General features: G+C 69.3%; 24 protein-coding genes and 1 pseudogene. 13 read left to right on the forward strand and 12 right to left on the reverse strand.

The window, feature by feature from the left end:
- Positions 1-80 precede the first annotated feature (80 nt).
- On the forward strand, positions 81-1,850 hold the full coding sequence (locus ACQEVO_RS11750) for a DUF3556 domain-containing protein (protein ID WP_432912107.1): 1,770 nt from the start codon (positions 81-83) through the stop codon (positions 1,848-1,850).
- Here the strand turns inward: ACQEVO_RS11750 and ACQEVO_RS11755 are convergent.
- The gene (locus ACQEVO_RS11755; RefSeq protein ID WP_432912109.1) at positions 1,834-3,003 is read right to left on the reverse strand and encodes a pyridoxal phosphate-dependent aminotransferase; all 1,170 of its coding nucleotides are present in this window, start codon (positions 3,001-3,003) and stop codon (positions 1,834-1,836) included. The genes ACQEVO_RS11750 and ACQEVO_RS11755 overlap by 17 nt on opposite strands.
- Positions 3,004-3,137: 134 nt before the next feature.
- Between ACQEVO_RS11755 and ACQEVO_RS11760 the strand changes: the two genes are divergently transcribed.
- Positions 3,138-4,880 carry a penicillin-binding transpeptidase domain-containing protein gene (locus tag ACQEVO_RS11760; RefSeq protein ID WP_432912111.1) on the forward strand — a complete coding sequence of 581 codons (1,743 nt, stop codon included), beginning with the start codon at positions 3,138-3,140 and terminating at the stop codon, positions 4,878-4,880.
- Here the strand turns inward: ACQEVO_RS11760 and ACQEVO_RS11765 are convergent.
- Positions 4,873-5,391, reverse strand: a complete 519-nt coding sequence (locus tag ACQEVO_RS11765) for a CinA family protein (RefSeq protein ID WP_432912113.1) — start codon at positions 5,389-5,391, stop codon at positions 4,873-4,875. The two genes, ACQEVO_RS11760 and ACQEVO_RS11765, sit on opposite strands and share 8 nt — an antisense overlap.
- A 65-nt stretch (positions 5,392-5,456) precedes the next feature.
- Here ACQEVO_RS11765 and ACQEVO_RS11770 point away from each other — a divergent pair, with 65 nt between their 5' ends.
- On the forward strand, positions 5,457-6,122 hold the full coding sequence (locus ACQEVO_RS11770) for a flavin reductase family protein (protein ID WP_432912116.1): 666 nt from the start codon (positions 5,457-5,459) through the stop codon (positions 6,120-6,122).
- Between the two features lie 342 nt (positions 6,123-6,464).
- On the opposite strand, the pseudogene ACQEVO_RS11775 reads toward ACQEVO_RS11770, so the two are convergent.
- Together ACQEVO_RS11775 and ACQEVO_RS11780 are read right to left on the reverse strand one after the other, a co-directional pair.
- Positions 6,465-6,647: pseudogene (locus tag ACQEVO_RS11775) on the reverse strand (cold shock domain-containing protein); the annotation flags it as partial.
- Between the two features lie 68 nt (positions 6,648-6,715).
- The gene (locus ACQEVO_RS11780; protein WP_432912119.1) at positions 6,716-6,865 is read right to left on the reverse strand and encodes a hypothetical protein; all 150 of its coding nucleotides are present in this window, start codon (positions 6,863-6,865) and stop codon (positions 6,716-6,718) included.
- 197 nt (positions 6,866-7,062) lie between these two features.
- Here ACQEVO_RS11780 and ACQEVO_RS11785 point away from each other — a divergent pair, with 197 nt between their 5' ends.
- From ACQEVO_RS11785 to ACQEVO_RS11805, 5 genes are all read left to right on the forward strand, one after another.
- On the forward strand, positions 7,063-7,236 hold the full coding sequence (locus tag ACQEVO_RS11785) for a CsbD family protein (RefSeq protein ID WP_432912122.1): 174 nt from the start codon (positions 7,063-7,065) through the stop codon (positions 7,234-7,236).
- Positions 7,237-7,553: 317 nt separating this feature from the next.
- On the forward strand, positions 7,554-9,392 hold the full coding sequence (locus ACQEVO_RS11790) for a hypothetical protein (RefSeq protein ID WP_432912124.1): 1,839 nt from the start codon (positions 7,554-7,556) through the stop codon (positions 9,390-9,392).
- Positions 9,389-9,577 (forward strand): hypothetical protein, encoded by a 189-nt coding sequence (locus tag ACQEVO_RS11795; RefSeq protein WP_432912127.1) that lies wholly within the window; start codon positions 9,389-9,391, stop codon positions 9,575-9,577. Before ACQEVO_RS11790 ends, ACQEVO_RS11795 begins: the two co-directional genes overlap by 4 nt.
- Positions 9,577-9,978 (forward strand): hypothetical protein, encoded by a 402-nt coding sequence (locus ACQEVO_RS11800; RefSeq protein WP_432912129.1) that lies wholly within the window; start codon positions 9,577-9,579, stop codon positions 9,976-9,978. Before ACQEVO_RS11795 ends, ACQEVO_RS11800 begins: the two co-directional genes overlap by 1 nt.
- A complete protein-coding gene (locus tag ACQEVO_RS11805) occupies positions 9,975-11,303 on the forward strand; it encodes a hypothetical protein (protein ID WP_432912131.1) in 1,329 nt (442 codons plus the stop codon). Before ACQEVO_RS11800 ends, ACQEVO_RS11805 begins: the two co-directional genes overlap by 4 nt.
- Before the next feature lie 24 nt (positions 11,304-11,327).
- Here the strand turns inward: ACQEVO_RS11805 and ACQEVO_RS11810 are convergent, their stop codons facing one another.
- The 3 genes from ACQEVO_RS11810 to ACQEVO_RS11820 all read right to left on the reverse strand — a co-directional run bounded on the left by ACQEVO_RS11810 (position 11,328) and on the right by ACQEVO_RS11820 (position 13,528).
- Positions 11,328-12,245, reverse strand: a complete 918-nt coding sequence (locus ACQEVO_RS11810; RefSeq protein WP_432912134.1) for a hypothetical protein — start codon at positions 12,243-12,245, stop codon at positions 11,328-11,330.
- A gap of 278 nt (positions 12,246-12,523) precedes the next feature.
- A complete protein-coding gene (gene lppU, locus ACQEVO_RS11815; protein ID WP_432912136.1) occupies positions 12,524-13,111 on the reverse strand; it encodes an LppU family putative lipoprotein in 588 nt (195 codons plus the stop codon).
- A gap of 264 nt (positions 13,112-13,375) precedes the next feature.
- Positions 13,376-13,528: a hypothetical protein gene (locus ACQEVO_RS11820; RefSeq protein WP_432912138.1), complete on the reverse strand. Its 153-nt coding sequence runs from the start codon at positions 13,526-13,528 to the stop codon at positions 13,376-13,378.
- A gap of 137 nt (positions 13,529-13,665) precedes the next feature.
- Between ACQEVO_RS11820 and ACQEVO_RS11825 the strand changes: the two genes are divergently transcribed.
- The 3 genes from ACQEVO_RS11825 (at position 13,666) to ACQEVO_RS11835 (ending at position 16,710) form a co-directional block, all read left to right on the forward strand.
- The gene (locus ACQEVO_RS11825) at positions 13,666-14,880 is read left to right on the forward strand and encodes a low temperature requirement protein A (protein ID WP_432912140.1); all 1,215 of its coding nucleotides are present in this window, start codon (positions 13,666-13,668) and stop codon (positions 14,878-14,880) included.
- Positions 14,881-14,997: 117 nt separating this feature from the next.
- Complete coding sequence (locus ACQEVO_RS11830) at positions 14,998-15,654, forward strand: nitroreductase family protein (RefSeq protein ID WP_432912142.1); 657 nt, start codon at positions 14,998-15,000, stop codon at positions 15,652-15,654.
- 189 nt (positions 15,655-15,843) lie between these two features.
- Positions 15,844-16,710: an RNA polymerase sigma factor SigF gene (locus ACQEVO_RS11835; RefSeq protein WP_432912144.1), complete on the forward strand. Its 867-nt coding sequence runs from the start codon at positions 15,844-15,846 to the stop codon at positions 16,708-16,710.
- Positions 16,711-17,070: 360 nt separating this feature from the next.
- On the opposite strand, the gene ACQEVO_RS11840 is transcribed toward ACQEVO_RS11835, so the two are convergent.
- The gene (locus tag ACQEVO_RS11840; protein WP_432922600.1) at positions 17,071-17,775 is read right to left on the reverse strand and encodes a dienelactone hydrolase family protein; all 705 of its coding nucleotides are present in this window, start codon (positions 17,773-17,775) and stop codon (positions 17,071-17,073) included.
- Positions 17,776-18,012: 237 nt separating this feature from the next.
- Here ACQEVO_RS11840 and ACQEVO_RS11845 point away from each other — a divergent pair, with 237 nt between their 5' ends.
- On the forward strand, positions 18,013-18,591 hold the full coding sequence (locus ACQEVO_RS11845) for a sugar O-acetyltransferase (RefSeq protein ID WP_432912146.1): 579 nt from the start codon (positions 18,013-18,015) through the stop codon (positions 18,589-18,591).
- A gap of 40 nt (positions 18,592-18,631) precedes the next feature.
- On the opposite strand, the gene ACQEVO_RS11850 is transcribed toward ACQEVO_RS11845, so the two are convergent.
- The 4 genes from ACQEVO_RS11850 to ACQEVO_RS11865 form a co-directional block, all read right to left on the reverse strand.
- Positions 18,632-19,453 carry a YceI family protein gene (locus ACQEVO_RS11850; RefSeq protein WP_432912149.1) on the reverse strand — a complete coding sequence of 274 codons (822 nt, stop codon included), beginning with the start codon at positions 19,451-19,453 and terminating at the stop codon, positions 18,632-18,634.
- Positions 19,453-22,032 (reverse strand): MFS transporter, encoded by a 2,580-nt coding sequence (locus ACQEVO_RS11855; protein ID WP_432912151.1) that lies wholly within the window; start codon positions 22,030-22,032, stop codon positions 19,453-19,455. Before ACQEVO_RS11855 ends, ACQEVO_RS11850 begins: the two co-directional genes overlap by 1 nt.
- Positions 22,025-22,516 (reverse strand): MarR family winged helix-turn-helix transcriptional regulator, encoded by a 492-nt coding sequence (locus ACQEVO_RS11860; protein ID WP_432912157.1) that lies wholly within the window; start codon positions 22,514-22,516, stop codon positions 22,025-22,027. Before ACQEVO_RS11860 ends, ACQEVO_RS11855 begins: the two co-directional genes overlap by 8 nt.
- A gap of 322 nt (positions 22,517-22,838) precedes the next feature.
- Positions 22,839-24,167 (reverse strand): lipase family protein, encoded by a 1,329-nt coding sequence (locus tag ACQEVO_RS11865; RefSeq protein ID WP_432912160.1) that lies wholly within the window; start codon positions 24,165-24,167, stop codon positions 22,839-22,841.
- A gap of 202 nt (positions 24,168-24,369) precedes the next feature.
- On the opposite strand from ACQEVO_RS11865, the gene ACQEVO_RS11870 reads away from it, so the two are divergent.
- A complete protein-coding gene (locus tag ACQEVO_RS11870; RefSeq protein WP_432912162.1) occupies positions 24,370-25,491 on the forward strand; it encodes a flavin-containing monooxygenase in 1,122 nt (373 codons plus the stop codon).
- The last annotated feature ends 242 nt before the right edge of the window (positions 25,492-25,733 follow it).

Here is a 25,733-nt window from a genome sequence, read left to right on the forward strand (position 1 = left end):
TCGAAAGGCAGCACATCGCTGCCCGTCCGTAGTACCTTTTTCAATCACGTGATTGAACGAGAAGGATCGGGCGGCGCGCAGTGGGTACAACGGATCGGTTGTTCGGCATCCTCCGGCCGGAGCTTCCGGTGGTGGATTTGGACGAATGGAGCCGCGGTAGCAGGGCGGAGAAGATCCGGCCGATGGCCCGGCACTGGGCCGAGGTCGGCTTCGGCACCCCGCCGGTGTTGCATCTGTTCTACGTGGTCAAGATCGCGCTCTACATTCTGGGCGGCATGCTGTTCGCGCTGACCACCGCGGGAATCGACGGGTTCACGGCGGTGGGATCGTGGTGGTCGGAGCCGATCGTCTTCCAGAAGGTCGTGCTGTTCACCATGTTGTTCGAAGTGGTCGGCCTGGGCTGCGGTTTCGGGCCGTTGAACAACCGCTTCTTCCCGCCGATGGGCTCGATCCTGTACTGGCTGCGGCCCGGCACGATCCGGCTGCCACCGTGGCCGGGCCGGATACCGCTGACCCGCGGTACGGCCCGCACACCGTTCGACGCGGTGCTGTATGCGGCCTTGCTGATCATGCTGCTGGTCGCGCTGCTCTCCGACGGCGCCGGGCCGGTGCCCGAAATCGATTCGCAGGTAGGGCTGCTACCGGTGTGGGAGATCGCCGCGGTCCTCGGCTTGCTGGCGGTGCTCGGGCTGCGCGACAAAACCATTTTCCTGGCGGCGCGCGGTGAGGTGTACGGCGCGTTCGCGGTGACCTTCCTGTTCGGCGGCGTGGACACGATCGTCGCCGCCAAGGTGGTGTTCGTCGTCATCTGGGTGGGCGCGGCGGTGTCGAAGCTGAACAAGCATTTTCCGTTCGTGGTGTCCACCATGATGTCCAACAGTCCGGTGGTCCGCCCCCGGGCGCTCAAACGCCTGTTCTTCGAGCGGTTCCCCGACGATCTGCGGCCGGGCCGCTTGTCCCGGCTGTTCGCGCACGGCGGTACGGTCGTCGAGATGTTCGCCGGGGTCGTCCTGCTGTTCAGCCACGGCGGGCTTCCCACGGCGATCGCCGCCACCGCGCTGATCTGCTTCCATCTGGTGATCCTCACCTCGATCCCGATGGGTGTGCCGCTCGAGTGGAACGTTTTCATGATCTTCGGTGTGCTGACGCTGTTCGTCGCGCACGCCGACGTCGGTCTCGGCGATCTGGGCAATCCACTGCCGGTGGTGCTGCTGTTCATGGTGCTCGCGGGGACGGTCGCCATCGGGAACCTGTTCCCGCGCAAGGTATCCTTCCTGCCCGGCATGCGGTACTACGCCGGAAACTGGGACACCGGCCTGTGGTGTATCAAGCCGTCGGCCGACGCCAAGATCCGCGCCGGGATCACCGCCGTGGCCGCCATGCCCGCCGCGCAGCTCGAGCGTTACTACGGCAGCCGGGAAGCGGCGCAGATCCCGCTGTATCTCGGATACGCCTTCCGTGCGTTCAACACCCACGGCAAGGCGCTGTTCACCCTGGCACATCGGGCGATGGCCGGGCAGAACGAAGCCGATTACGTGCTCACCGACGGGGAACGCATCTGCTCCACCGCGCTGGGCTGGAATTTCGGTGACGGCCATCTGCACAACGAGCAATTGATCGCCGCCCTGCAGCAACGCTGCGGCTTCGAGCCCGGTGAGGTGCGGGTGGTGCTGCTGGATGCCCAGCCCATCCACCGGCAGCGGCAGAACTATCGCCTGGTGGACGCCGCGACAGGGGAATTCGAACGCGGGTACGTGCGGGTCGCGGATATGGTCGTCCGGCAGCCTTGGGACGACGACGTCCCCGTGCACCCGCAGGGCAGTGAGCCGGGCGCTAGCCCGCGGCCGTGAGCCGGCGTACCGCTTCGTCGAGTGTTTCGGGGCGTTTGCAGAACGCGAACCGGACGAGGTGCTGCCACGGGCCGGGGTCGTCGGTGAAAACACTCACCGGTACGGCGGCCACGCCGAGCCGTCCGGGTAGTCCGCGGCAGAACGAGATACCGTCGGTCAGGCCGAGCGGGCGGATATCGGCGCAGACGAAATAGCTTCCGGCGCTGGGGTGCACCCCGAACCCGGTCTCGGCAAGTGCGGCGGACAGATGCAGTCGCTGTGCTGCCAGCGCTTCGCGCTGCCGCGCCACCCAGCCGAGCTCCTCGGTGAGCGCGTGGGCGACCGCGGGCTGGAACGGGCCGCCGCCGACGAAGGTGAGGAACTGTTTGGCGGCCAGCACACCGTCGATCAGGGCGGCCGGCCCGCATACCCAGCCGATCTTCCAGCCGGTGACACTGAACGTTTTCGCGGCACTCGAGACGACCAGCGTCCGTTCGGCCATCCCGGGCAGGGTCGCGATACTGATGTGCTCGGCGCCGTCGTAGACGAGATGCTCGTACACCTCGTCGGTCAGTACCAGCAGATCGTGTTCGCACGCGATCTCGGCGATCGCGGCCAGATCCGAGCGACCCAGGACCGTGCCGGTGGGGTTGTGCGGGGAATTCAGGATCAGCATCCGGGTGGCGGTGGTGATCGCCGCCCGGAGGCTGTCGTGGTCGAGGACGAACCCGTCGCCCGCGGCGGTGAGCCGGGCGGTGCGCCGGTGCGCTCCCGCCAGCGCCACCGCGGCCGGGTAGGAATCGTAGAAGGGTTCGACCAGCACGACCTCCGCACCCGGTTCGACCAGCCCCAGCACGGCGGCACTGATCGCCTCGGTGGCGCCGACGGTCACCAGCACCTCGCTGCCGGGGTCGTAGTGGGTGCCGTAGCGGCGGGCGCGATCGGCCGCGATCGCCTGCCGCAACACCGGCATACCGCGCCCGGGCGGATACTGGTTGCCGCCGTCGGCGATGGCCGCGCGGGCCACCTCGAGCATGGCCGCGGGACCGTCGGTGTCCGGGAAACCCTGCCCGAGGTTGATCGCCCGGTGGCGTACGGCGAGTTCGGTCATCTCGGCGAAAACGGTCGCTGCGAACGGCCGCAGCCGGGTGACGGTAGGCAGTGGGGCGGGCATGCAACGAGGGTAGACGCCGGTCCGGCGCGGACCGGCGGTACCGGGCTCGCCGGTGGTGCCGTTGCGCGGCCGCCGGGCACCACGCCGCGGGCGGGGCAGTGCGCGCCCAGGCGGGGTCGATACAGTCGCGGGTGATGCGAATCGATCGGAAAGTCCTCGTACTGCTGACGATCCTCGGTCTGGCCCTGGCCGGCTGTTCCTCCGGGCCGCCCGAGCCCGAGACCACGGCCGGCGCTTTCACCGACGCCCTCAACCGCGACGATATCGCCGCCGCGGCCGCGCTCACCGACGATCCCGCCCGTGCGGGGGAGAGCATCGGAGCGCTGTACGACGGCCTCGGTAAGGAGGTCACCTATACCGTCGCCGGGGTCGAGGACGATACCTTCACCCTCGAGGCCACCTGGAAGCTGGGCGCGCAGGGTCGGGCGGAATGGAAGTACACCAGCACCGGCACCGCCGTGGAGACCGATGCGGGCCATCGCATCCGATGGCACCCCGCGACTCTCGCTCCTGGCCTGGACCAGGGTGAGCTGACCTATACCCCGGTGTATCCGGAGCCCGCGCGAGTGCTCGACGCCGCGGGCGGGGAACTGTTGTCCGAACAGGTGGTGACGCTGGTCCAGCTCGCGCCCGGCGCGGACACCACGGCGGTGGCCGGGCTGCTCGCCCCGCTGGCACCGGGGATCACCGCGGCCTCACTGGACGCCGACCTCGCCGCCGCGCAGGGCGGGCCGGTGACCGCGATCAGCCTGCGCGAGACCGATATCGCGCCGATCCGCGCGGCGCTCGCCGCCACCCGCGGCGTCACCCTGTCCCCGCAGAAACGGCTGCTCACCACCGATCGCACCCTGTCGGCGCAGACCATGTCCGGCCTGGCCGGGCTGTGGCAGGACCAGGCCGACGCGGCGGCGGGCTGGACGGTGCAGGCGCGGACCCCGCAGGGCACGACCCGGATCGCCGGCCGGGACCCCGGGCAGACCGCCGATATCCGCACCACCATCGATACAGACCTGCAGCGCGCCGCGGAAACCGCGCTCGACCCGATCGGTACCCCGGCGGCGATCGTCGCCCTGCGCCCGTCCACCGGGGCGATCGTGGCCGCCGGCCAGAACGCGGCCGCCGACGCCGAAGGGCCGATCGCGTTCACCGGCCTGTACCCACCGGGTTCGACCTTCAAGACGGTGACCACCGCCGCAGTGCTCGACAACGGCCTGGCCGGCCCCGATACCGTGCTGCCCTGCCCCGGCGTCGCCGATATCGAGGGCCGCCGCATCCCCAACGACGACAATTTCGATCTCGGCCCGGTACCGCTGCACACCGCCTTCGCCCGCTCCTGCAACACCACCATGGCCGGGCTCGCCGTCCGGCTGCCGCCGGAAGCGCTCACCACCACCGCCGAACGCCTCGGACTCGGCGTCGACTACGTGACGCCCGGCGTCACCACGGTGACGGGCAGTGTGCCGATCTCGCAGACGCCGGCGCAACGCGTGGAGTCGAGTATCGGGCAGGGGCAGGTGACGGCGTCACCGTTCGGGATGGCGCTGGTGGCGGCCTCCATCGCGCACGGCACCACCCCGGCCCCGGTCCTGGTCGACGGTGAACCGGGGAAACCCGATCGCAGCCCGCAACCGCTGCCCGCCGCCGTGACCGACCAGCTGAAAACGATGATGCGGGAAACGGTCACCGCAGGCACCGCCACCCAACTGGCCGATATCGACGGCCTGCTCGGGAAGACCGGGACCGCCGAATACGGTGACAACACCCATGCCCACGGCTGGTTCGTCGGGATCCGCGGCGATCTCGCCTTCGCGGTGTTCGTCGCCGACGCGGGCAGTTCGGGCCCGGCTGTCGAGGCGGCGGGCCGCATGCTCAGGTAGCGAGTCGCCGTGCTCCGGCGAGCAGCAGGCCGACCGCGTGGACCACGACCTGATCGAGGATTTCGGCGGGTTCACCGGGGAAATGGCGATGGTCGGTCTGCACCGTCCCGCCGGCCGAAACGGCGAACCAGACGGAACCGGGTTCGTGCCCGTCCTGCGGGTCGGGTCCGCCCGCTCCGGTGACGCCGACGGCCAGTGTGGCCTCCATCAGTGTCGCGACTCCCTCGGCCATCGCGGCGGCCGCCGCCTCGGAGACCACCGGGCCCTCGGGGACACCGAGCACATGATGTTTGACCGTCCGGCTGTAGGCCACCACCGCCCCACGGAACCATTCGCCGGAGTTGCCCGCCGCGCCCAGTGCCGCCGCGAGCTGGCCGGAGGTCAGTGATTCGGCCACCGCCACCTTCAGTCCGGTCCGGCCGGCGATCTCGGCCAGTTCCTCGGCCTGTTCGTGCGCGCGCCCGAGGACCGCGGGGACGAGCAGCCCCTCGGAATCAGATCCGGAAGCCATGGAATTCCTCCGGCCGGCCCCGCCGCGCCACAGTGCCCGCCAGCTTCGGCATTCGGTCGCAGAACATGGACGCCATCGTAACGGCCGCGGGACTGCCGGAAGTTCTTCCGGGCTGCGTGGCAGCGACGGTCGTATCGGTCACCATGGCGGCCGGCGGCGGGCGGGATCCGGCGCGCGCCGGCCGAATCGCCCGGCGATTCCCGGCCGCCTGCTATACACAGCACATGCCGGAGAACTCCGGGCACCGCCACGGTGCCTTCGACGCCCTGGTGGCCGCCGCCGATGCGCCGATTTATCTGGTTACCGTCGCGGCCGGTGGGCAGCGCGCGGGATGCCTGGTGGGGTTCGCCTCCCAGGTAGCGATCGAGCCCGCGCGGTTCCTGATCTGCCTGTCCAAGGCCAACCACACCTACCGCCTGGCTCGGTATGCGGAGTTCGTCGCCGTGCATCTCGCCGGGACCGGCGATACTCCGCTCGCGACGCTCTTCGGCGGTGAAACCGGGGACGAGATGGACAAATTCGCGCACTGTTCGTGGCGCACCGGCCCATACGGCGTACCCGTGCTGGACGCCGCGGCGGCCTGGTTCTGCGGTCGCGTTCTCGCCCGGCACGATTTCGGTGATCACGTGGGGCTGGTCCTGGAGCCCGAGGAGGGCGAGGTCGTGCGCCCCGGCACCCCCGCCCTGCGTTACCACCACGTCGCGGACCTCGAACCGGGCCATCCCGCCTGAACCGTTCGGGTACCGCGCGAGTTCAGCGGAACGAGCGCGACCCGCCGGATCCCACGAGCGCCGCGCACACCGCGCGATGGGGATCGTCGCGGCCGGCACCGTGGCGCCGCGTAACAGCAGTACCTCTTCACCGCTCTCGGTGGACGAACCGCGACCCGTGAGGCCCGCCGCGCGCCAGCTTGCTGGACATTCGCGGCGTGCGCCATGGCCGCACGGTATCGGCACCGTCTCGCTCACGCGCGGCGAAGCGGCAGCGATGCCGGTGCACGACGGAACCCGGCGTTATGCCGACATCGGCAGCTCCGGTTCCGGTTCGATGTGGAAGGTGCCCGGCGGGTCGCAGGCGCGGACGGTGACCGCTTCCGGGCCGCCCGCCCGCTCGGCACTGGTGAAAACGACCCGTTGATCCGGGAACAGCGTGCGGTAACCGGTGGCGTCGATACTGCGGTATTCGACGAATACCGGGGCGATGTCGTCGTCGGGCTGTAGATATCCGAACCCCTTGCGGGCGTCGAACCAGATCACCCTTCCCGTCCGCCACGAGGACGAATCACGCGCCCGGGTGGTGTCGGTGCGGGCGTGCGCGGGTGTGCTCACCGCGACCCCGCCTTCCGGTCGTCGTGCATGATCCGGTGCCACCACTCGTCGAGCGGGCTCGGTTCCGGCCAGACCACGGGATTCACCTCGGGCAGTGCATCGCCACGGTCTCGGGTGGATGCTGCGGGCAATTGCGAAACTGTCATGACCAAGTACTTCTCCAAGAGATAACCTATGTCAGGTGACGCAGATTTTCTTATAGCACTCGGCCGCATCGAGTGCAAGCGGCCGGCTGCGGCCTGTTCCGCGCCGCGCGGCTGTTTAGGCGGTCGGCTGCTGGTTACCCGTGCCGGAGACCGGCCGGATAGGGCAGGCCGGTCGTCCCGACGAGAGGAGTCCGGCTGTGAGCGGAACCGACAAGCTCAGCAACAAGGCCGAGGACCTCGCCGGTCAGGCCAAGGAGAAGTACGGTGAGGCCACCGGCGACGAGGACAAGAAGGCCGAAGGCAAGGCCGATCAGGTCAAATCCAACCTGAAGGATGCCGGCGAGAAGGTGAAGGACGCCTTCCGCGATTGATCGACCGGCCGGGACCGGCGGCGGAGCAGCTGTCCGGTCCCGGCGCCGTCGCGTGACGAACGCTCTCCTGACCCGTTGTCTCGCCGGCGGCGGCCGTCCGGCCTGGGTGCCGGTCCCGAGCGGATTCGACCGCGCCGCTGACGGTGAATCCGTGGCGAGCGGTGGCCGGGCCGCCCGGACCGGGGCTCGAACGAGCCTGCGCGCGTTGCGAATTGTGGTGCGCCGGAAACGTATCGTCTCCGGCAGTGATTCGTGCTACTTTTCGTAACATATATCCCGGCTGGTGTGGAGGTCCAGTGTCGTACGGTGCGTACGAAATGATCGGATTATCGGCCGCCGAGGGTGGTGAAGGTGGCGGCGCCGCCCTGGATCAGGTCGCGATCATGACCGGCTCCGCCGGAGTGATCGCCTTGGGGCTGATGTGGGTGGGCTATCTGCACCGGACCCGGCGGATCACCTGGCTACAGCGCGTGGCCGATCGGCTCGGCCGCCTCTTCGACCAGCCCGGCTGGGTGGCATTACCGCTGACGATGTTCCTGGCCACCATCCTCACCGCGCTGCTCGGGTTCATCTGGGATGTGAGCCTGCACATCGGCAACGGCCGTGACGAGGGCCCGCTGGCCAATCCGGCCCACTACTTCATCCTCGCCGGGCTGTTCTTCCTGTTCACCGCCGGAATGTCGGCGATCGTCCTGCCGCTGGACGAGAAACCCGGACCGGCGGCGGTGCGGATCACCCGTACCTGGTATGCACCGGTCGGCGGCATACTGCTGGCCGGCGCCGGCCTGTACGCCCTCATCGGCTTCCCGCTCGACGATATCTGGCATCGCATCTTCGGCCAGGACGTGACGCTGTGGGGGCCGACGCATCTGATGCTGATCGGCGGCGCCGGGCTCTCCCTGGTGGGTGTGCTGCTGCTGGAATTCGAAGGCCGACGCAGCCGGCCGCGGGAGGATGTGTCCCGGCCCCGGCGCATGTGGTGGATGCGGGCCTTCGCGTTCGGCGGCCTGCTCATCGGCTTGTCGGTGTTCCAGGTCGAATACGACTTCGGTGTGGAACAGTTCCGGCTCGTCCTGCAGCCCATGCTCATCGTGGCCGCGGCGACGGTCGCGCTGATCGGTGCCCGGCTGACCCTCGGCCCCGGTAGCGCGCTGGTCGTCGCGCTGTTCGCGGCCGCGGTACGCCTGGCGGTGGCATGGCTGGTGGGCGGGCCGATCATCGAGGCACCGCGCAATGTCTTCCCGCTGTACCTCGGGATCGCCGTCGTCGTGGAACTGCTGGCGTTGCTGCCGCTCGAGCGCCGCCGGCTCCTGTGGGGCGCCGTGGCGGGCCTGGTAGCCGCGACGGCCGGGATCTGGCTCGAATCGCTGTGGGTGGGGGCAGTATTCGTCGACCCCTGGCCCGCCGCGATGTGGCCGGAACTGCTGGCGATGGCCGTCCCGACCGGGATCGCGGGCGGAGTGATCGGTGCGCTGCTCGCCACCGTACTGCTCGGCGAACCACTACCGCGGCCCGCGGTACGCCGCACCCTGGTCACCGCCGCGGTGGTCGTGGTCGCGGCGGCCACCGCCAACGGCCTGATGATCGATATCCCGCAGGACGCCCGCGCCACCGTCCAACTGCGCGATGCCGAACCCGCCGGCGGCCGGATGGTGCGAGCCGATATCCGCATCGAGCCCGCGGGACTGGCCGGCGCCGACCCGGAATGGGTCCAGATCCTGGCCTGGCAGGGCGGAGTGGGTAGCGACAGCCCCGGCCGGGGCCTGGTGGTGGACCAGTTGGACCGCGTCGGGGAAGGGCATTACGTATCGACGAAACCCGTCCCGGTGCACGGCACCTGGAAGACGATCCTGCGGGTGCAGGACGGGCGGACCCAGACCGCGCTGCCGATCTTCATGGCCGCCGATCCCGGTATCGGAGCCGAGGAAGTCCCGGCGGCCGATTCGTTCACCCGCCCGTTCGTCTCCGAGATCACCGTGCTGCAGCGGGAACGGTCGTTCGATCATCCCGCCTGGCTGTTCGCGGCGGCCTCGCTGGTGGTCCTGTTCTGCAGCCTGGTCCTGATCGCCGCCCTGTGCTGGGGCGCGGCCCGGATCAACGACCGCTATCCCCACACCTCGCGGGTGCCCACGGCGGAGCCGGCGCCCGTGTCATGAGCGACCGGTACGACGAGGTCGTCATCCTGGCCGATCACTCGGTGCTGCTGGCGATCCCCGCCTTCCTGCCCGCCTTCATCATCGCCGGGGTCGTACTCGTCATCGCGGTGCGCGATCGGCGCGCCGGCGGCGACGAGCCGCCGGAGCGCGGCGAATCCGGTTCCGATACCGACGAGGAGAATTGATGTCCGTCTCGCGTCTCTGTCTCCCGGTGCTCGCCGCCGCGCTGTTCACCGCCGGTTGCGCGGCGTCCGGACCGCCGGAACCGTCCGGGCCGCAACACTCCGAAACAGCTACGGGCGCGCCGGATTCCGCGCGGAGCGTGCGGATCGAGGTGCGAATCGCCGGCGGTGCGGTGACTCCGGTGGACAGCCGGCTCGACGCACGGGCGGGGCAGCCGGTCGAGGTGATCGTCGACAGTGACAGCACCGACGAACTGCATGTGCACGCGAACCCGGAACACACCTTCACCGTCACCGTCGGTGCGGGGCAGCGATTCCGGTTCACCGTCGATGTACCGGGCCGGGTGGATATCGAACTGCACCACGCCGGGGTCACGGTGGCGACCCTGCTCGTGCGCCCGTGATCCTGCTCGCCCACGGGATCGGCGGCGCCGCGGACCTGCCGATCCCGTTGTCCTTCGCGCTCATCGGCGCGGCCTGGGCGCTCACCTTCTCCTTCGCGGTCCTGGCCTTCGCGTGGCGCGAGCCCCGGCTGGACCCCACCGCGCCCGGGAAGCCGGTACCGGCCCGGATCCGGGCGCTCGTGGATTCTCCGCTCGTCCGGGCGGTCGTCGCCGCCCTCAGCGTCACCGCAGCAGTGCTCATCGTGGCCATCGGGGTATTCGGCCCCGCCGATCCGGCCGCGAACCCGGTGCCCGGGGTTCTGTACGTGTTTGTCTGGGTCGGGGTCCCGGTGATCTCACTCCTTGCCGGCCCGGTGTGGAAGGTGGCGTCCCCGGTGCGCGCCTGCCATCGCCTGCTGTGCCGGCTCACCGGCCGGACTCCCGCCACCGGCCTGTTCCGCTACCCGCGGGCGCTCGGCCGGTGGCCGGCGGCCGCCGGGTTGTTCACGTTCGTCTGGCTGGAATTGGCCTCGCCGGATCCCGGTTCGGTAGCGGCCGTCACGGTCTGGTGGGCCGGATACCTGGTGGTCACACTCCTCGGGCTGATCGCCTTCGGCACGACCTGGGCCGAGCACGCCGACCCGCTGGAGGTCTACAGCAGTCTGCTCGGCCGGCTCAGCCCGCTCGGCCGTGGCCGCGAGGGCGCGCTCGTCTTCCGCTCGCCGCTGGAGAACCTGGCCGGCACTCCCGTGGGGCGAGGTTCGGTCGCGGTCGCGGCAACGCTGCTGGGGTCCACCGCGTTCGACAGTTTCTCCCTGTTCGCCTGGTGGCGCGGCCTGCTCGCCGACGCGGGCGACGGGCTCACCCGCACACTGCTGAATACGGCCGGGCTGTTCGTCTTCATCGCCGTCGTCGGGGTGAGTTTCCGGTTGGCCGCCGCGGCCACCGGTGGGCTCACCCGCACCGAGCGCCGCCGGCTACCGACCCGGCTCGCGTATACCCTGACCCCGATCATCGCCGGCTACGTGCTCGCGCACTATCTGAGCTTCCTGGCCGAGAAAGGACAGGCGACAGTCATCCTGTTCGCCGATCCGTTCGGCGTGGGCTGGAATCTGTTCGGCCTCGCCGGCCGCGAGGTCGCCTATGTGTTGTCCGCACATCCCGCAGTCCTGGGAACCATCAAGGTGGCCGCCGTGGTGGCGGGCCATATCCTGGGCGTCGCCGCAGTGCACGACCGCTGCCTGCGCCTGTTGCCGCCGGCTCATCGGCTCACCGGACAGCTCGCTCTCATGCTGCTCATGGTCGGCTACACCTTCACCGGGCTCTACCTGCTCTTCGACGCCTGACCGCCGAGCAGGTGAGCGAACCGCTCAGGCGTTCGTCGGGCACCGAACGGGTGAGCCGGCGATCCCGGCGGGCCGGCCCGCTCGCCGCTCGTGCACCGCGCGGATCGCCTCCACGATATTGCTGCAGGTGAGATGGTCGGCGGGGTGGAGACCCTCGGTGCATTTGAAGCGGACGTTGGCCGTGCCCTTCGCCGAATCGGTGGTCGTGGTGAGCCGGTAGCGTAACGGCGCCCGGTTCGCGGTAGCCGCCGACCACACCGATCGGTAGCTCAGGGCGGGCCCGAGATCGCGGTCCACCACCACTTTCCCGACCGAGCCGTCGCGATCGGTGACCACCTCGACCGAACTGTCCGGGGTTGCGGTGGCGGCGGCCGCGCCCCCGAACACCGTCTCGTCGAGCACCCGGAGGCCGGCGGCGTAGTAGCCGTCCACCAGCGCCGCGGACCGGGCCGCGAGACCGGCATCGGCCGTCCCCAAGCCCAGTTCGGCCGGTGTTTCCCAGGGATAGACACCGGCTCCGGGGAAATCCAGTTCCTCCACGAGTTCGACGCCCCGGATGCCCCGGGTGACCTCGGCGAGCGATCGGATGAGCCGGGCCGGGATCGTGGCCTGGAAGGCGCCGGTCGCGTGGAAGGCCGACTCGCCGGCCCGGCAGGCGGCGGCGATCGCGGGATCCGGCGCGTACTCGTTCACCGGCGCTGTCGAGACCACGTCGTACCCCTGGCGCAGCAGGTCCGGTACCACGGTCCGCGGTGCGTCCGCCGCGATTTCGGCAAACGACGGGAGATAGACGACGCAGTGGGTCCCCGCGGGCGGAACCGGCGAATCCGGGCATAACCGCGCGTTCACCGTGAGATCGGCCCGGGCCCCGATCCGGTCCGCGATCCGGTCGGCGTGCGGGCCGTCGCCCAGCACCGCGACGGCGAGGGTGGGTGAAACCATTCGGACTCCAGGAGCTAGTGCGGACGGGACCGGCGCCACGGACACAACGGGTGGTGCCGGCCCGGTCCCGGATACGCGCTCCCGGGCATACGCGGGTAACCGGGTAGAGCTGCCGTTCGACCCGTACTCTGCCGGCCCGGCCCCTTACCAAAGCGTAGGCAACATCGCCGAGTACGGCGTCGAAATCGCCGGGTTGCCGAAAACCGGTCGCGTAGCCGGAATCCGTTGGGTCCCGGGTGTTGTGGCCCCGTCCCGCGGGGCGAGGCCACAGATCGCCGCTATACCTCGGCGACGCAGGTGACGAGTTGGCGTTCCTCGTAGGTGTAGTAGCTGGTGGACTGCTCGGGACAGCCGGCCGAATCGGTGGTGCCGGGCAGGATCGCGAGCACCTGGACGGTATCCGCCTTACCCGGCGTGCACGGGCTGTGCGTGGGGCTGTCCATGCCCATCGGAATCGTGATGCACTGGCCCACGACCCAATCGATATCTAGGCACAGGGCGCCCTGCTCCTCACCGCCCAGGGTCACGTAGTAGGTCTGGTCGACATCGGCGGCGCAGTCGTCCTTGGTCGGCGCCTTGGCGACCACCTTGTAGTTGGACTTCTCCGTGCCGCATGCGGCGTGGTCGATCTCGGCGTCCATCATCGTTCCGGACAGCGATACGCAGTCACCGATCTCGGCGTCGAAGGACACATCGCCGCCTTCGTCGGTTCCGGTCTGCCCGGGCACCGTGGACGTGGCCGGCGAACTCGCGGTGGTGGCCGATTCGGCGCCGGAACACCCGGCCAGCGCGAGTACGGCACAACCGGCCATCACGAACCCGGTGAGCAGGGTGCGGACACCGGTTACGGGCGCGCGTCTGGACATGACAATTCCTCCATCGAAAAACTGATCGAACGAACGGGTGGCGAAGGATTCGCGAATCGTCCGGCGAGGTGTGGGCGTATGCTGCCGCTCCTCGCCGCCGTTACCCGATCAAGATCATATCCGGAGGTGCTGCGCCGGTGGTCGCCCAGCGGGGCACTCGCGGAACACCAGGTGCAAGGGTGTTTCCGGTCGGTCGGACCCATCGGGTGGGCCGCCGGTGCCCCGGCGGCCCACCCGGTGGGTTGCCGGACGGCTCAGGCCGGCCTATTCGGCGTCGGCGGATCCGCGCGGATCCTTCGCCTCCCGCAAGGCGGTTTCCAGTTCCCGGCGCAGCCGGGCCGCCTCGGCCTCGTCCCCCGCGTCCTCGGCCGTGGTGATGTCCTGGTGCAACTGTGCGATCGTATCCCGGGTGCTCATCTGTGCTCCCTTCTCGTCGGACGACCGGACCGGGGCCCGGCGTTCTCCACCGACCGCGTGTCCGATTTCCCGCATTCGAAACATGGCACGCGCTCGCGGAGCTGCGCTCGTGGCCGCGGAGTGCGAGGATTCGGCGCATGAGTGGAGCCAAGCGCGTGCGGTTACAGCCGGTCGCCCAGGGGGCCGCGGTCACCCAGCTCGAACTGTTCTTCGATCTGGTGCTGGTCTTCGCGCTCACCAAGGTCACCGACCTGGCCGCCGACGATACGTCCGCCGTGAACATGCTGCGGGCGCTGCTGGTGCTGGCCGTGATGTGGTGGGTGTGGATCGCCTACAGCTGGCTGGGCAATGTGGTGCGCGCCGACGAAGGCCTGGCCCGGATCGCGATGTTCGCGGCCATGGGTGCCGGGTTCATCGCGGCGCTGACCATTCCGGAGGCCTTCCACGACCTGCCGGGTGGCTGGTCGGGACCGCTGGTGTTCGCCCTGGCGTATCTGGTGGCACGGCTCGTCCACTTGATCATGTTCTGGCTGGCCAGTGCCGGAGACCCGCAATTGCGGACGCAGGTGATCCGCTGGGGCCTGGGTTCGATCACCATCGGCACGGCGCTGCTGGTCGTCGCCGCGACGACCTCGGGCACGGTGCAGATCGTCCTGTGGATCGCCGCGGTGGCCGGCGATATGGCCTGGACCTTGCTGTCCGGTAACGGGTGGCGGGTGAACTCGGCCCGGCATTTCTCCGAACGATACGGCCTCATCATCATCGTGGCGCTCGGCGAATCCATCGTCTCGATCGGGATCGGGGTGGCCGCCCTGCCCATCTCGTGGCCGATCATCGTGGGTTCCCTGCTGGGTCTCGCGATCTCCGGACTGCTGTGGTGGGCGTATTTCGACGTCGCCGCGCTGTCGGTGGAACACGCCCTGGCCGCCGCGGATGGGGAACGGCAGATCAAGATCGCCCGGAACTGCTACACCTACTGGCATTTCCCGATGATCGCCGGGATCATCGCGCTCTCGCTGGGCCTGAAGAAAGTGCTGTACTACGTCGGTGACAGTTCACACCACACCTTGACCGACGCGCTGTACGGTATCCCGCTGTTCGCGCTCTACGGTGGTGCCGCGCTCTTCCTGATCGGCCTGGTCGGCTGCAAGGCGTACGCCACCGGGGAGGTCACCGTATCCCGTGTCGTCGCGATCGTGGTGCTGCTCGCCCTGATCCCGCTCGCCGCGGCCCTCCCCGCACTCGCCGCCCTGGCGATCCTGTGCGGGGTGCTGGTGCTGCTCATCGTCTGGGAGACCATTCGTTTCGCCGCCCCGCGCGACGAGATCCGGCACGCCGGGCACCATTCGTAGCCGCCGCCGGCCGGATGCCGTTCCCCTGTACCCGGAGTATGTTCGCCAGAGATCGCCGGGACCGCCAGGGTTCCCTGCCGGTCCCGACCGTCCTGTACCGCGACGAAGGAGCCTGCTGTGCCGAGGGAACTGGAGCTGACCACCGACGAGTTGCTGTCCACGACACGCGCGGTCCGCAAACGGCTGGATCTGGCACGTGAGGTGCCCCTCGAGATCATCGAGGAATGTCTCGAGCTGGCGGTCCAGGCGCCGAGCGGATCCAACCGGCAGGGCTGGCACTGGGTCGTCGTCACCGATTCCGGGAAGCGCGCGGCACTGGGGGAGCTGTACCGGAAGGCCTTCGACGAATACGCCGCCTCCCCGCATTTCCCCGGAAACCAGCTCACCGGGGAGGCCGAAGCCGACGAGTCCCGGCGCCGGATCGCGGATTCGGCCCGGTATCTCGCCGACCGGATGGGCGAGGTACCGGTATTGGTGGTGCCGTGCCTGGCGGGCCGGGTCGACAACGCGGCCAGTGCGCAGAGTGCCTCGTACTGGGGCTCCTTGTTCCCCGCCGCCTGGAGCTTCTGTCTCGCCGCCCGTTCCCGCGGACTCGGGACCTCCTGGACCACACTGCATCTGCGATACGAGCGGGACGCGGCCGAGATCCTCGGAATTCCGTACGACAAGGTGTCCCAGGGCGCGTTGCTACCGGTCGCGTATACGAAGGGCACGGACTTCAAACCGGCCACCCGTACCGATCTGGACTCCATCGTGCATATCGATGCCTGGTAGGCACTCACTCGAATAATGCGTGGTCCCAGCCTCTTTCGGGGCATAAGGCACACCCGGAAGTGACCGGGGCCGGAGCGTGCGGGGTGCACCGGCCGGGGTAGGTCACGTTTCGATCACACCGGTGTGGGTAGTTCTTGTAGGGAGTCGCACCGATCAGCGAGCCGATTGGGAACACCCGAGGAGCCCACGATGAACGAAACGACCGCAGCCACGCTCGACGAGTCTGCTAGCCGCGACGCACGTTCCGGGCGGGTGCACGGTGGTGACAGTTACGACAATCTCGAGCCGTGGTTCGACAAACTGGCAAGCCTGGCGCCCGGCGATCCGGAACGACAGGAGCTGCGCACCGAAATAGTGCATCTGGGCCTGCCGTTGGCCGAACATATCGCCCGCCGGTTCAGCGGCCGCGGCGAAGCATTCGACGATCTGCTGCAGATCGCCCGCGTCGGACTGGTGCAGGCCGTGGACCGCTTCGATGTGAGCCGGGGCAGTTCGTTCCTGTCCTTCGCCGTGCCCACCATCATGGGTGAAGTCCGCCGGCATTTCCGCGATCACACCTGGGCCGTGCGGGTGCCGCGCGGCACCAAGGAGCTGCACCTGCGCATCGGCCCGGCCTCCGAGGAGCTGTTCCAGCGGCTCGGGCGCACGCCGACGGCCCGGGAGATCGCCGCGGAACTCGGCGTCGAACTGACCGAGGTCACCCAGGCGCTCATTGCCGGGAACGGGCACACCAGCAACTCTCTGGACGCGGCGGTCCGCGAACACGACGACGAGACGCCCCCGCCCGCCGTGGTCACCCGGCTCGGTAGCGAGGAACCCTGCTACGAGCTGCTCGAGGACGCCATGGCGGTACGACCGCTGATCGAGCAGCTGCCGCACCGGGAGCGGCAGATGCTGGTCTGGCGTTTCTTCGGCGGGATGACCCAGAACCAGATCGCCGAACGGCTCGGAATCTCGCAGATGCAGGTATCCCGGACTCTCGCCAAAACCCTGAAGACCCTGCGTGAGCAGGCGCTCGCCGAACCGGACGGGCAGACTGCCCGGTTGGCTGCCTGAATGCCGGCACCCGCGCAGCGAACGGGTCGGTGAACGGTCCCGCACTGCCGTAGCGCCCGGCTCTCGCGCGTCGGCGATGATGTGTCCGCTTACTGGTGCAGGGAATACGTGCCCCCGTGTGTGTCGTCCGGCAACGTACCGTTGTTCATCGGTAAATAACGGTACGGCGGTCACGAGCGGCCCGTCGTCGACAGCGAGGGAGAGCGTGATGGGTTCCCGATTCCTGGGTTTCCTGATGTTGATGTTCGGCGCGATGATGCTGATGTAGCGACCGGCGTACTGTGCGGCGGTCGTATTCGCGGGTGCCGGCCACTCGGCGGGCAATCGGGCGGCCGCCGCCCTGCCCGCGCGTGGCCCGGTTCAGCCGGCGTTGCGCAGGTGTTCGTCGAAGAAGGCGGTGATCCGGCGCCAGGCGTCCTCGGCTTCCGGTTCCGAATAGGCCAATCCCGCGGTGCGCTCGACCACGCGCAACGGGGCCGGGGTGCGCCAGTCGTTCATGAAGGAATGGCCCACACCCGGATATTCCCGCACATCGTGCGGTACGCCGCCGTCGGTGAGCACCTCCTCGAGCTGCGCCGCCGCGCCGCGTAGCATCCGATCGCCACCGCCGTAACTGGCCACGGTCGGGCATGCGTCCCGCAGTGCATCCAAGCCCCGCGGTGCTACACCGTAATTGGGCGCGGTCGCGTCGAATACTCCGCGCGGTGCCAGTAGCAGGCAGAATCCGCCACCCATACAGAATCCGGCCGAGGCCACCCGGCCGGTACACCGCGCGTCGGCGGCCAGGTGATCGCGTGCGGCGACGAGGTCGTCGACGGCATCGCCGCGGCCGTCCTGCAGAGCCCGCAAGGTGCGCACGACACAACCGACCCGGCTGCCCCGTCGATACAGCGCGGGCGCGAGCGCCAGATACCCGTTCGCGGCGAAGCGGTCGGTGATCCGCCGGATATCGGCGGTCAGCCCGAACGCATCGTGGACGACCACCACGCCGGGCCAGGGTCCGCCGGACCCGGGTACCGACAGGTGGCCGGGCAGCGGACCGCGCGGCGCGGGGAATTCGATCATCGGCACGGCTCGCTCCCTCGCGGACGGGGTCCTCTACGACCTCCGATACTGGCACAGACCTCGCCGGGCTGCGCGGCGATGGGCCGCACGGAAATCGCGCTTGCCGATGCCGGGAACGTGGCCGGCCCATTCCCGGCATCGTTCGCACCGCAATGGTCGCGGCCTGAGGCGCAGGTCGTGGAATTCCGCGTGACGGGTGTGGCGGTGCTGTCCGTGCGCGGCGGTTACCCTCGGCAAATGACTGACGAGAGGTCGATGCGGGAGCGCATGCTCGCCGGGGAGCTGTACCTGGCCGACGATCCGGAGATCCGGGAACTGAGCCTGCGGGCGATGGATCTGATGGAGGCGTACAACGCCACACCGGCCCGGGACACGGTGGGGCGGCGCAAAGTCCTGGAGGAGTTGCTCGGCGCGGTGGGGGAGGGCACCGAGATCCGGCCGCCGCTGCGGGTGGACTACGGCAGCCGGATCACCATGGGATCCGGCTGTTTCGCCAATTTCGGGCTCGTCGCCCTCGACGTCGCGGCCATCACGATCGGCGACGACGTCCAGATCGGGCCGAACGTGCAGCTGCTGACCCCCACCCATCCGCTCGATCCCGGGCCGCGCCGGGCGAAATGGGAAGCCGCCGAACCCATCACCATCGGCGACAATGTCTGGCTCGGCGGCGGCGCCATCGTGCTCGGCGGGGTGTCGATCGGGGACAACACGGTGGTGGGCGCCGGAGCCGTGGTCACCCGGGATCTGCCCGCGAACGTGGTCGCGGTGGGTAACCCGGCCCGGGTGATCCGCACGCTCGATCCGGCACCGGAATGACCGTGCCGGCCCACTGTGCGCGGGCCGGCACGGCGCGGCCCTACATCGGGGGCAGCTGTTCGCCTTGGACCACCTGGATGTCCAGGTCGAGTTTGACGGTGGTACCCACGGCGGCCACGCCGGCGCGCACCATCGCGTTGTAGTCGATCGCGAAATCGTCGCGGCGCAGCACGGTTTCGGCGTGGAAGGCGGCGCGCACACCACCCCACGGGTCCGGCCCGAACCCGCCGTAGGTGAGGTCGAGATCGATCGCCCGGCGCTGTCCGTGCAGGCTGAGCTCACCCGGCATCACCCAGGTGTCGCTTCCGGTGCGGCGCATTCCGCGCCCGGTGAACGAGATCAGCGGATAGCGTTCGACATCGAGGAAATCGGCCGAGCGCAGATGATCGTCGCGCATCGCGATCCCGGTGTCGATACACGCCGCCTTGATCTCGGCGTAGCCGGTGGAGCGTTCGAACGGCGCGGCGATATCGATCCGGCCGCCGACCTCGGCGAACCGGGCTTTGATACTGGAGATGCCGAGATGGCGTGCGGTGGCGATCACCGTCGAATGCACCGGGTCGATCGTCCACGTGCCCGCCGGCGGCAGCGCGACCGTTTCCGCGACCGCCACCAGCGTGATATCGCCGAGCGACCCCGCGCCCGCCGCGGAGACCTGGGCGGTGCGGGCCACCGGCTGGTAGCCGGGTGCGGTGAGAACCGCGGTGTGCAGCCCGGGCGGCAGCGAGCCGGTGGCGACGGCCCCGGTGTTGTCGGCGACCGCGCGGCCGATCTGGCGGCCGGTGCTGTCGGTGACGGTCAGTACCGCCTCGGGTACCGGCCAGTTCTCGCCGTTGCGGATACGAGCGGTCAACCCGGTCATCAGCGCTCCTCGGTGTCGTAGCCGAGCCGCACGTCGAAGGCCGCGTCCGCACCGTTCACCGAAATCTGCCCGGTGACCGGCGGATAACCGCGGGCGACGACCGTGTACCGCCCTTCGGGCAGATCGGTCACGACATAGCGGCCCGTCTCGTCGGTTCGCACGGTGGCGTTCACTTCGCCCGCGGCGTCGAGCACGGTGATCTGGATATCTTCCAGTGCCCGGCCGCTCTCGGACAGCGCCGAGCCGCTGAGCACGGCCATCGGCGACAGCTCGATATCGTGGCGCAGCAGCCCGCTGTCCGGCACGGTCAGGGCGCTGGCGCTGGGTCGCATATGTTCCGCGACGGCGACCAGCGTGTAGGTCCCCGGAACCACGCCGTGGCACAGGTAGGCACCGTGGGCGTCCGAGGCGGCCGAGGCCACGACCTCACCGCGCTGGTCGGTCACGGTGACCGTGGCACCGGCCAGCGGTTCACCGCCGGGCGCGCGGCGGACGGTTCCCGACAGCTCGCCGAGCCCGGTGAGGGTGAGGTCGGCGCGCACCGTCCGGTCGGTGACGGTCACGTTGACCGCGGTGGGTCCGTGACCGGCGGCGGAGGCGATCAGCACATAGTTGCCGGAGCCGGGCGCGGTGATCGAATAACCACCGTCACCGGATCCGATGGCCCGGGCGACCTGCTGCCCGCGCTGGTCGATCAGGGTGAGCGCGGCGCCCGGCACCGGCCGGCCGTCGTCGCGGGTGATCCGGCCTTCGACGGCCGCCCGTGGCTGCCCTTCGCCGTCGCCGAGCCGGGACACCGGGAAAGGCTTCGCCGCGGCCGAATAGGCACCGTGCCCGTTCCGGTCGGCGGATACCGGGCCGGCCACGGCGCCGACGGCGACCGGGACGCGATCGGGCCGCGGTGCCTCCCCGGCGCCGGCCGTGCTCTCGCGTGCCGCCGGTTCGGTGACGGCATAGGCGGCCGTATCGAGTTCGGCCAGATCATCGGGGATCTCGGTCTCGGTGCCGAGGTCGGTGGCGGCGGCCGGGTCGGTCGTCGGTTCGATATCGATCGTGCGCCGCAGCGGCCGGTTCGGCAGCAGAATCGCCGCCAGGAAGGCGACCACCGTCGCGACAGCGGCGATCAGGAAGATCCGGCCGGTGGCATCGCCGTAGGCGAACCGCACGATTTCGGCGATCGGAGCCGGCAGGGCATTGATATCGAGGTTGCCGCTACCGGAGGAGGTGGTGGTGATACCCAGTTCGGCGAAGCGGGCGGTGGACAGTTCGCTGACCCGGGTGGCCAGCACCGATCCGAGCACCGAGACCCCGATCGCGCCGCCGAAGGTGCGGAAGAACGCGACACTGCTGGACGCGGCGCCGATGTTCTGCACACTGACGGTGTTCTGCACGGCCAGCACCAGGTTCTGCATCATCATGCCGACACCGGCGCCGGTGATCGTGATGAAGGTGCCGATGAGCCACATATCGGTGGCGTGATCCACGGTCGAAAGCAGCGAGAAGCCGATCACCAGCAGTGCCGCGCCGGAGACGACGAAACGCTTCCATTTGCCGAATCGGGTGATCAGCGCACCGGAGATCACCGAGGCGACCAGCATCCCGGCGACCATCGGCGAGGACAGCAGGCCGGCGGCGGTGGGGGAGTAGCCGCGGGCGGTCTGCAGGTACTGGCCGAGGAAGGTGGTGGCACCGAACATGCCGACACCGACGGCGATGGAGGCGATGATGGCCAGCGCGGTGGTGCGTTCGGTGACGATCTTGAGCGGGATGACCGGGTCTTTGACCTTCGCTTCCACCAGCACCGTCGCGAGCAGCAGCAGGACACCGCCGCCGACGTAGAGCGCGGATTCGGTGGACAGCCACTCGTAGTAGCCGGCCTTACCGGCGAACGAAACCCAGATCAGCAGAACGGAAACGCCCGCGGTGAGCAGGGTGGCACCCAGCCAGTCGATGGACACGTTCTGTTTGCGGGTGGTCGGCAGCTTCAGCGTGCGCTGCAGCAGGAACAGGGCGATCACGGCCAGCGGGATGCAGATGTAGAAGCACCAGCGCCAGCCCAGCGGGCTGTCGACGATCACACCGCCGAGAATGGGCCCGCCGGTCATCGACACGGCCATCACGGCACCCATATAGCCGGAGTACCGGCCGCGTTCGCGCGGCGGGATGATGCTGCCGATGATCGCGACCACCAGCGCGGTGAGCCCGCCCATACCGACACCCTGCAGGGCGCGGGCGGCGAGCAGCAGTCCGACGTTGTGGGCCATACCCGCGATCACCGAGCCGACGACGAAGATGACGATGGCCGATTGGACCAGTGTCTTCTTGTTGAACAGGTCGGCCAGTTTGCCCCAGATCGGCGTGGAGGCGGCGTTGGTGAGCAGCGCCGTGGTGATGACCCAGGCGTAGGCCGTCTGCGAGGCCTGTAGATCGCCGATGATGGTGGGCAGAGCGTTGGCGACGATGGTGGTGCTGAGCAGCGCGGTGAACAGCGCGGCCAGCAGGCCGGTCATCGCTTCCAGGATCTGGCGATGGCTCATGGCGAGCGGATCGCGGGAGGCTGTCGCCTCGGTGTCAGACATCGGTTCTCTCTTTCGAAACCTGCGCGTCCTCGCCCGTCGCGGCGCAGCGGGGGCGAGCGTTGAGGGAATTACGGAGTCGCCGCACGGCCAGGTACGCCTGTTCGGCGTCGTCCTCGGACCAGTCGTCCAGGGTTTCCTGCAGATGCCGGGTGTGGATATCCCGCGCCCGGTCCAGTAGGTCGCGTCCGTCGCTGGTGAGCTGTACCAGGGCGGCACGTCCGTCGCTGGGATCGGCTCGGCGGCTGATGTATCCGGCCGCGACCAACTCGGTGATATGCCTGCTCAGCGCCGATTGCGTGATACGCATATCGGCGGCGAGATCGACCTGCCGGCAGGAGCCGGAGGCGTCGAGCGTGGTGAGTACGGCGAGCCCGCCGGGTGGTAGCTGTCCCGCGTCGGTGAAGAACAGGGCACTGCGGAGGGCTCGGCCGATATGGAACATCTCACCGAGGAGGTTTCTCGCGGTGTCGGATGAGATGGGCACGGGGACTCCAAAAGGGGTAATAGTTTCTTTCGCTAACCAACTTTAGAGCAGTTGCTTTCGCTAATCAACTAAAGGGACGCCGTGGAGAGTGTGGTGTCGTGCACAAGAGGTGGAGTGGATCAGCCGCCGGCCTACGGGGCGCGGCCCGATGAGGGCCCCCGGCGAGGGCAGAGTAGTACGGCATCCGGGACGCCCGGTCGGCGGGGTCCGGACGCACGCGCGGCCGCGGCGTGACCAGCACTTGTCGAATGCTGTCGTACGCCGCGGCCGCGTGCGGTGGTGCGGGGTGGGTGGCGCCGGAGGCCGGCGGCACCCGGTCGCGTCAGTCGAAGGTGCAGCCGGAAACGGGTTTACCGGCCAGGCGGTCGAGCAGGTAGGTGACCGCATTGTCGGGACCGAAACCGTCGATCATCTCCGGCCCGAAATGGTTCGGGATGGTGGTGCCGGGCAGGATCGGCGGAAGTTCGTTGGTGCGGAAGGTGACCGTGGCGCCCTTGGCGCACCAATCGTCGGCCAGCTGCCGGGCCTGGTTGTAGGGGACGGTGTCGTCGTTGCGCCCGCTGGTGATGAGCACGGGTGCGGCGGGCCTCAGATTGCCGACCCGCATCTCGGCCAATGCCGGTGCGGCCTCCGGTATCTCGCGCAGATGATCGCTGAGCGAGCGGCCGTCGGCGGTGAGGGAATCGGTTTTCAGGAACGGATGATGGGTGACGATATCGCCGATACACGCCTCGCTGAGCTCGCGCAGAATATCGCGCCCGGCCGGGCTCGACACCCGGTCCAGGGCCTGCTGCAGATCGGGATAGCGGGCGAGCAGGGCGTTCACGGCAAAACCGATGGCACCGCCGATAAGCGCTCCGTCGATCCGTTCGAGAATCTTCGCCAGATCGGCCACCGGCCCACCGGCCCAGGTGCCCTTCAGATCGAGTTCCGGGGCATAGTCCGGCGCCATCTCCGCGGCGGCGGCCGAGGCCCCGCCACCTTGGGAGTAACCCCACAGCACCAGCGGGGTTTCCGGGCCCGCACCGGCGAGATTGTTGGCCGCGCGTGCACCGTCCAGTACCGCGTGCGCCTGTTCGATGCGGTTGGCGTAGGTGTGCAGGCCGGGCGTGCCGAGTCCGATGTAGTCGGTGACCAGCACCCGGGCGCCGAGCCGGCTCCACACCGCCGACGACGGGAGTTCCTGGTTGGCCGAGAGCGACGGGGACGGGTCGGTGGTGACCGTGACACCGGTCGAGAACGCCTTGGACATCGCGCACCGATCGCCCTGACCCGAGGTGCCGGGGCTGATCACCACCGTCGGCCGGGGCCCTGCCCCGAGCCACGGCCCCGCGGCGTCGATGAAGGTCCCGGTGACCGCGACGGGTGATCCGTCCTGCAGGCGCGAGGTGTACATGACATGGTCGGCCTTGCCGGGCCATCCCTGGTCTGTGGGCAGGGTGGCCAGCAGCGACATGGGCTGGGTCTTGATCACGGTGCCCGGCTCGGCGGGAACCTGTTGCGGTGGGGTGTAGAAGTCTTCCGGCGCCGCAGCGGCCTCCGGCTGATACACACTCACGGCCGCCGCCGCGGTGATGCACGCCGTGAACACCGCCGCCGCAGCGGCCCACCCCCGCGCACCCGGTCGGGTACGCCCACGCTGTCGAATCATCGTTAACTCTCCGTGCGAATCCGCCCCGGACATCCGCGTCCGAGTGCTGGTCACAGAGTGTGAGGCACGTGATGTGCCCCACCCCTGGGACTTACCGGACAGTAACATGTTCGGGCCGGAAGTTGATCACCGTTCTGCCCGGGCCGATCCGCGACCCGGCGACCGGCAGCGGATCGGTACGCCCGGGCTAGCCTGGATGATCATGGCGATCGAGTCGGACCCGGCACGTCCGGACTTCCAGATCCTGGTCATCGGTGCCGGGCAGTCCGGCCTGTCCGCCGGATACCACCTGCGCCGCCGCGGGCTGATCGCCGGCCGCGATTTCCTCATCGTGGATCACGCGCCGGGCCCTGGCGGCGCCTGGCAGTTCCGCTGGCCGTCGCTCACCCTGAGCACCGTCAACCGGGTGCACGACCTCCCGGGGATGTCGTTCGCCGAGAATCTGCCGGAAACCACGGCGGATACTGCCGAAGTGCCGGCCGCGACGGCTGTTCCGTACTACTACCGCCGCTACGAGGAGCGTTTCGAGCTGCGGGTGAGCCGCCCGGTCACCGTCCGCGTGGTCTGCGACCGGAGCGAACGCGACGGTTTGCTGCACGCCGAAACCGACACTGCCGGCACGCTGCGGGTGCGGGGCCTGATCAACGGCACCGGCACCTGGGAACGGCCGTTCGTCCCGCACTACCGGGGAGCCGAGGTTTTTGCCGGCCGGCTGCTGCACACCCGCGACTACCGGACAGCGGAGGAATTCGCCGGGCAGCACGTCGTGGTGGTCGGTGGCGGGATCTCGGCGGTCCAGTTGCTCGACGAGATCTCCCGGGTGACCACCACGACCTGGGTGACCCGCTCCGAACCCGTCTTCCGGGAAGAACCGTTCGGCGAGGACGCCGGCCGGCGGGCCGTGGCGATCGTGGAGGACCGGGTGCGTCGCGGCCTGCCACCCGGTTCGGTGGTGTCGGTGACCGGATTACCGTTGACCGCCCGCCTGCGCGCCGCCCGCGACCGCGGTGTCCTGCACCGGCTGCCGATGTTCGACCATATCGAGCCCGACGGCGTGCGCTGGGCCGACGGCAGTTTCCAGGCCGCGCAGGTGATCCTGTCGGCCACCGGGTTCCGCAGTGCCCTCGACCATCTGGCGCCGCTGGGGCTGCGCGGCCCCGGCGGCGGGATCACCATGACCGGCCGTTCGGCGACCCGGGTCGCGGCGGATCCACGGATCCATCTGATCGGGTACGGGCCGTCGGCCAGCACCATCGGCGCCAACCGGGCCGGCCGCTCGGCGGCCGCCGAACTCACCACCTACCTCGGCCTTCCCGCCGGGTGATCGAGAAGGTCCCGACAGGGTCACGCGGGTCTCCCGCGCAGGGCGGCTCGAATGGTGCGCCGCGGCCGATGTTGCACCACCGTCGAAATTTACGATTCCGCCCTGCCCGGTGCCGTCGAGCGCTACTTTTCGGGGCGCCGGGGAAGTGTCGTATCCGGACGCGCCCGGGGCCGGGGGTTGGCGCACTTCGGACGCACTCCTGCGTTCGCACGACATAGTTCGCAAGGTCTGTGTAGTGTCTC

The organism is Nocardia sp. CA-290969, assembly GCF_050936135.1.
Classification (GTDB): Bacteria; Actinomycetota; Actinomycetes; order Mycobacteriales; family Mycobacteriaceae; genus Nocardia.

Excerpts from the sequence above, each read along its gene's own strand:
- ACQEVO_RS11755 (WP_432912109.1), bottom strand. The coding sequence starts at position 3,003 with ATGCCCGCCCCACTGCCTACCGTCACCCGGCTGCGGCCGTTCGCAGCG.
- ACQEVO_RS11760 (WP_432912111.1), top strand. The coding sequence starts at position 3,138 with ATGCGAATCGATCGGAAAGTCCTCGTACTGCTGACGATCCTCGGTCTG.
- ACQEVO_RS11765 (WP_432912113.1), bottom strand. The coding sequence starts at position 5,391 with ATGGCTTCCGGATCTGATTCCGAGGGGCTGCTCGTCCCCGCGGTCCTC.
- ACQEVO_RS11770 (WP_432912116.1), top strand. The coding sequence starts at position 5,457 with ATGGACGCCATCGTAACGGCCGCGGGACTGCCGGAAGTTCTTCCGGGC.
- ACQEVO_RS11780 (WP_432912119.1), bottom strand. The coding sequence starts at position 6,865 with ATGACAGTTTCGCAATTGCCCGCAGCATCCACCCGAGACCGTGGCGAT.
- ACQEVO_RS11790 (WP_432912124.1), top strand. The coding sequence starts at position 7,554 with ATGATCGGATTATCGGCCGCCGAGGGTGGTGAAGGTGGCGGCGCCGCC.
- ACQEVO_RS11795 (WP_432912127.1), top strand. The coding sequence starts at position 9,389 with ATGAGCGACCGGTACGACGAGGTCGTCATCCTGGCCGATCACTCGGTG.
- ACQEVO_RS11800 (WP_432912129.1), top strand. The coding sequence starts at position 9,577 with ATGTCCGTCTCGCGTCTCTGTCTCCCGGTGCTCGCCGCCGCGCTGTTC.
- ACQEVO_RS11810 (WP_432912134.1), bottom strand. The coding sequence starts at position 12,245 with ATGGTTTCACCCACCCTCGCCGTCGCGGTGCTGGGCGACGGCCCGCAC.
- lppU (WP_432912136.1), bottom strand. The coding sequence starts at position 13,111 with ATGTCCAGACGCGCGCCCGTAACCGGTGTCCGCACCCTGCTCACCGGG.
- ACQEVO_RS11820 (WP_432912138.1), bottom strand. The coding sequence starts at position 13,528 with ATGAGCACCCGGGATACGATCGCACAGTTGCACCAGGACATCACCACG.
- ACQEVO_RS11825 (WP_432912140.1), top strand. The coding sequence starts at position 13,666 with ATGAGTGGAGCCAAGCGCGTGCGGTTACAGCCGGTCGCCCAGGGGGCC.
- ACQEVO_RS11835 (WP_432912144.1), top strand. The coding sequence starts at position 15,844 with ATGAACGAAACGACCGCAGCCACGCTCGACGAGTCTGCTAGCCGCGAC.
- ACQEVO_RS11840 (WP_432922600.1), bottom strand. The coding sequence starts at position 17,775 with ATGATCGAATTCCCCGCGCCGCGCGGTCCGCTGCCCGGCCACCTGTCG.
- ACQEVO_RS11845 (WP_432912146.1), top strand. The coding sequence starts at position 18,013 with ATGACTGACGAGAGGTCGATGCGGGAGCGCATGCTCGCCGGGGAGCTG.
- ACQEVO_RS11850 (WP_432912149.1), bottom strand. The coding sequence starts at position 19,453 with ATGACCGGGTTGACCGCTCGTATCCGCAACGGCGAGAACTGGCCGGTA.
- ACQEVO_RS11855 (WP_432912151.1), bottom strand. The coding sequence starts at position 22,032 with ATGTCTGACACCGAGGCGACAGCCTCCCGCGATCCGCTCGCCATGAGC.
- ACQEVO_RS11865 (WP_432912160.1), bottom strand. The coding sequence starts at position 24,167 with ATGATTCGACAGCGTGGGCGTACCCGACCGGGTGCGCGGGGGTGGGCC.
- ACQEVO_RS11870 (WP_432912162.1), top strand. The coding sequence starts at position 24,370 with ATGGCGATCGAGTCGGACCCGGCACGTCCGGACTTCCAGATCCTGGTC.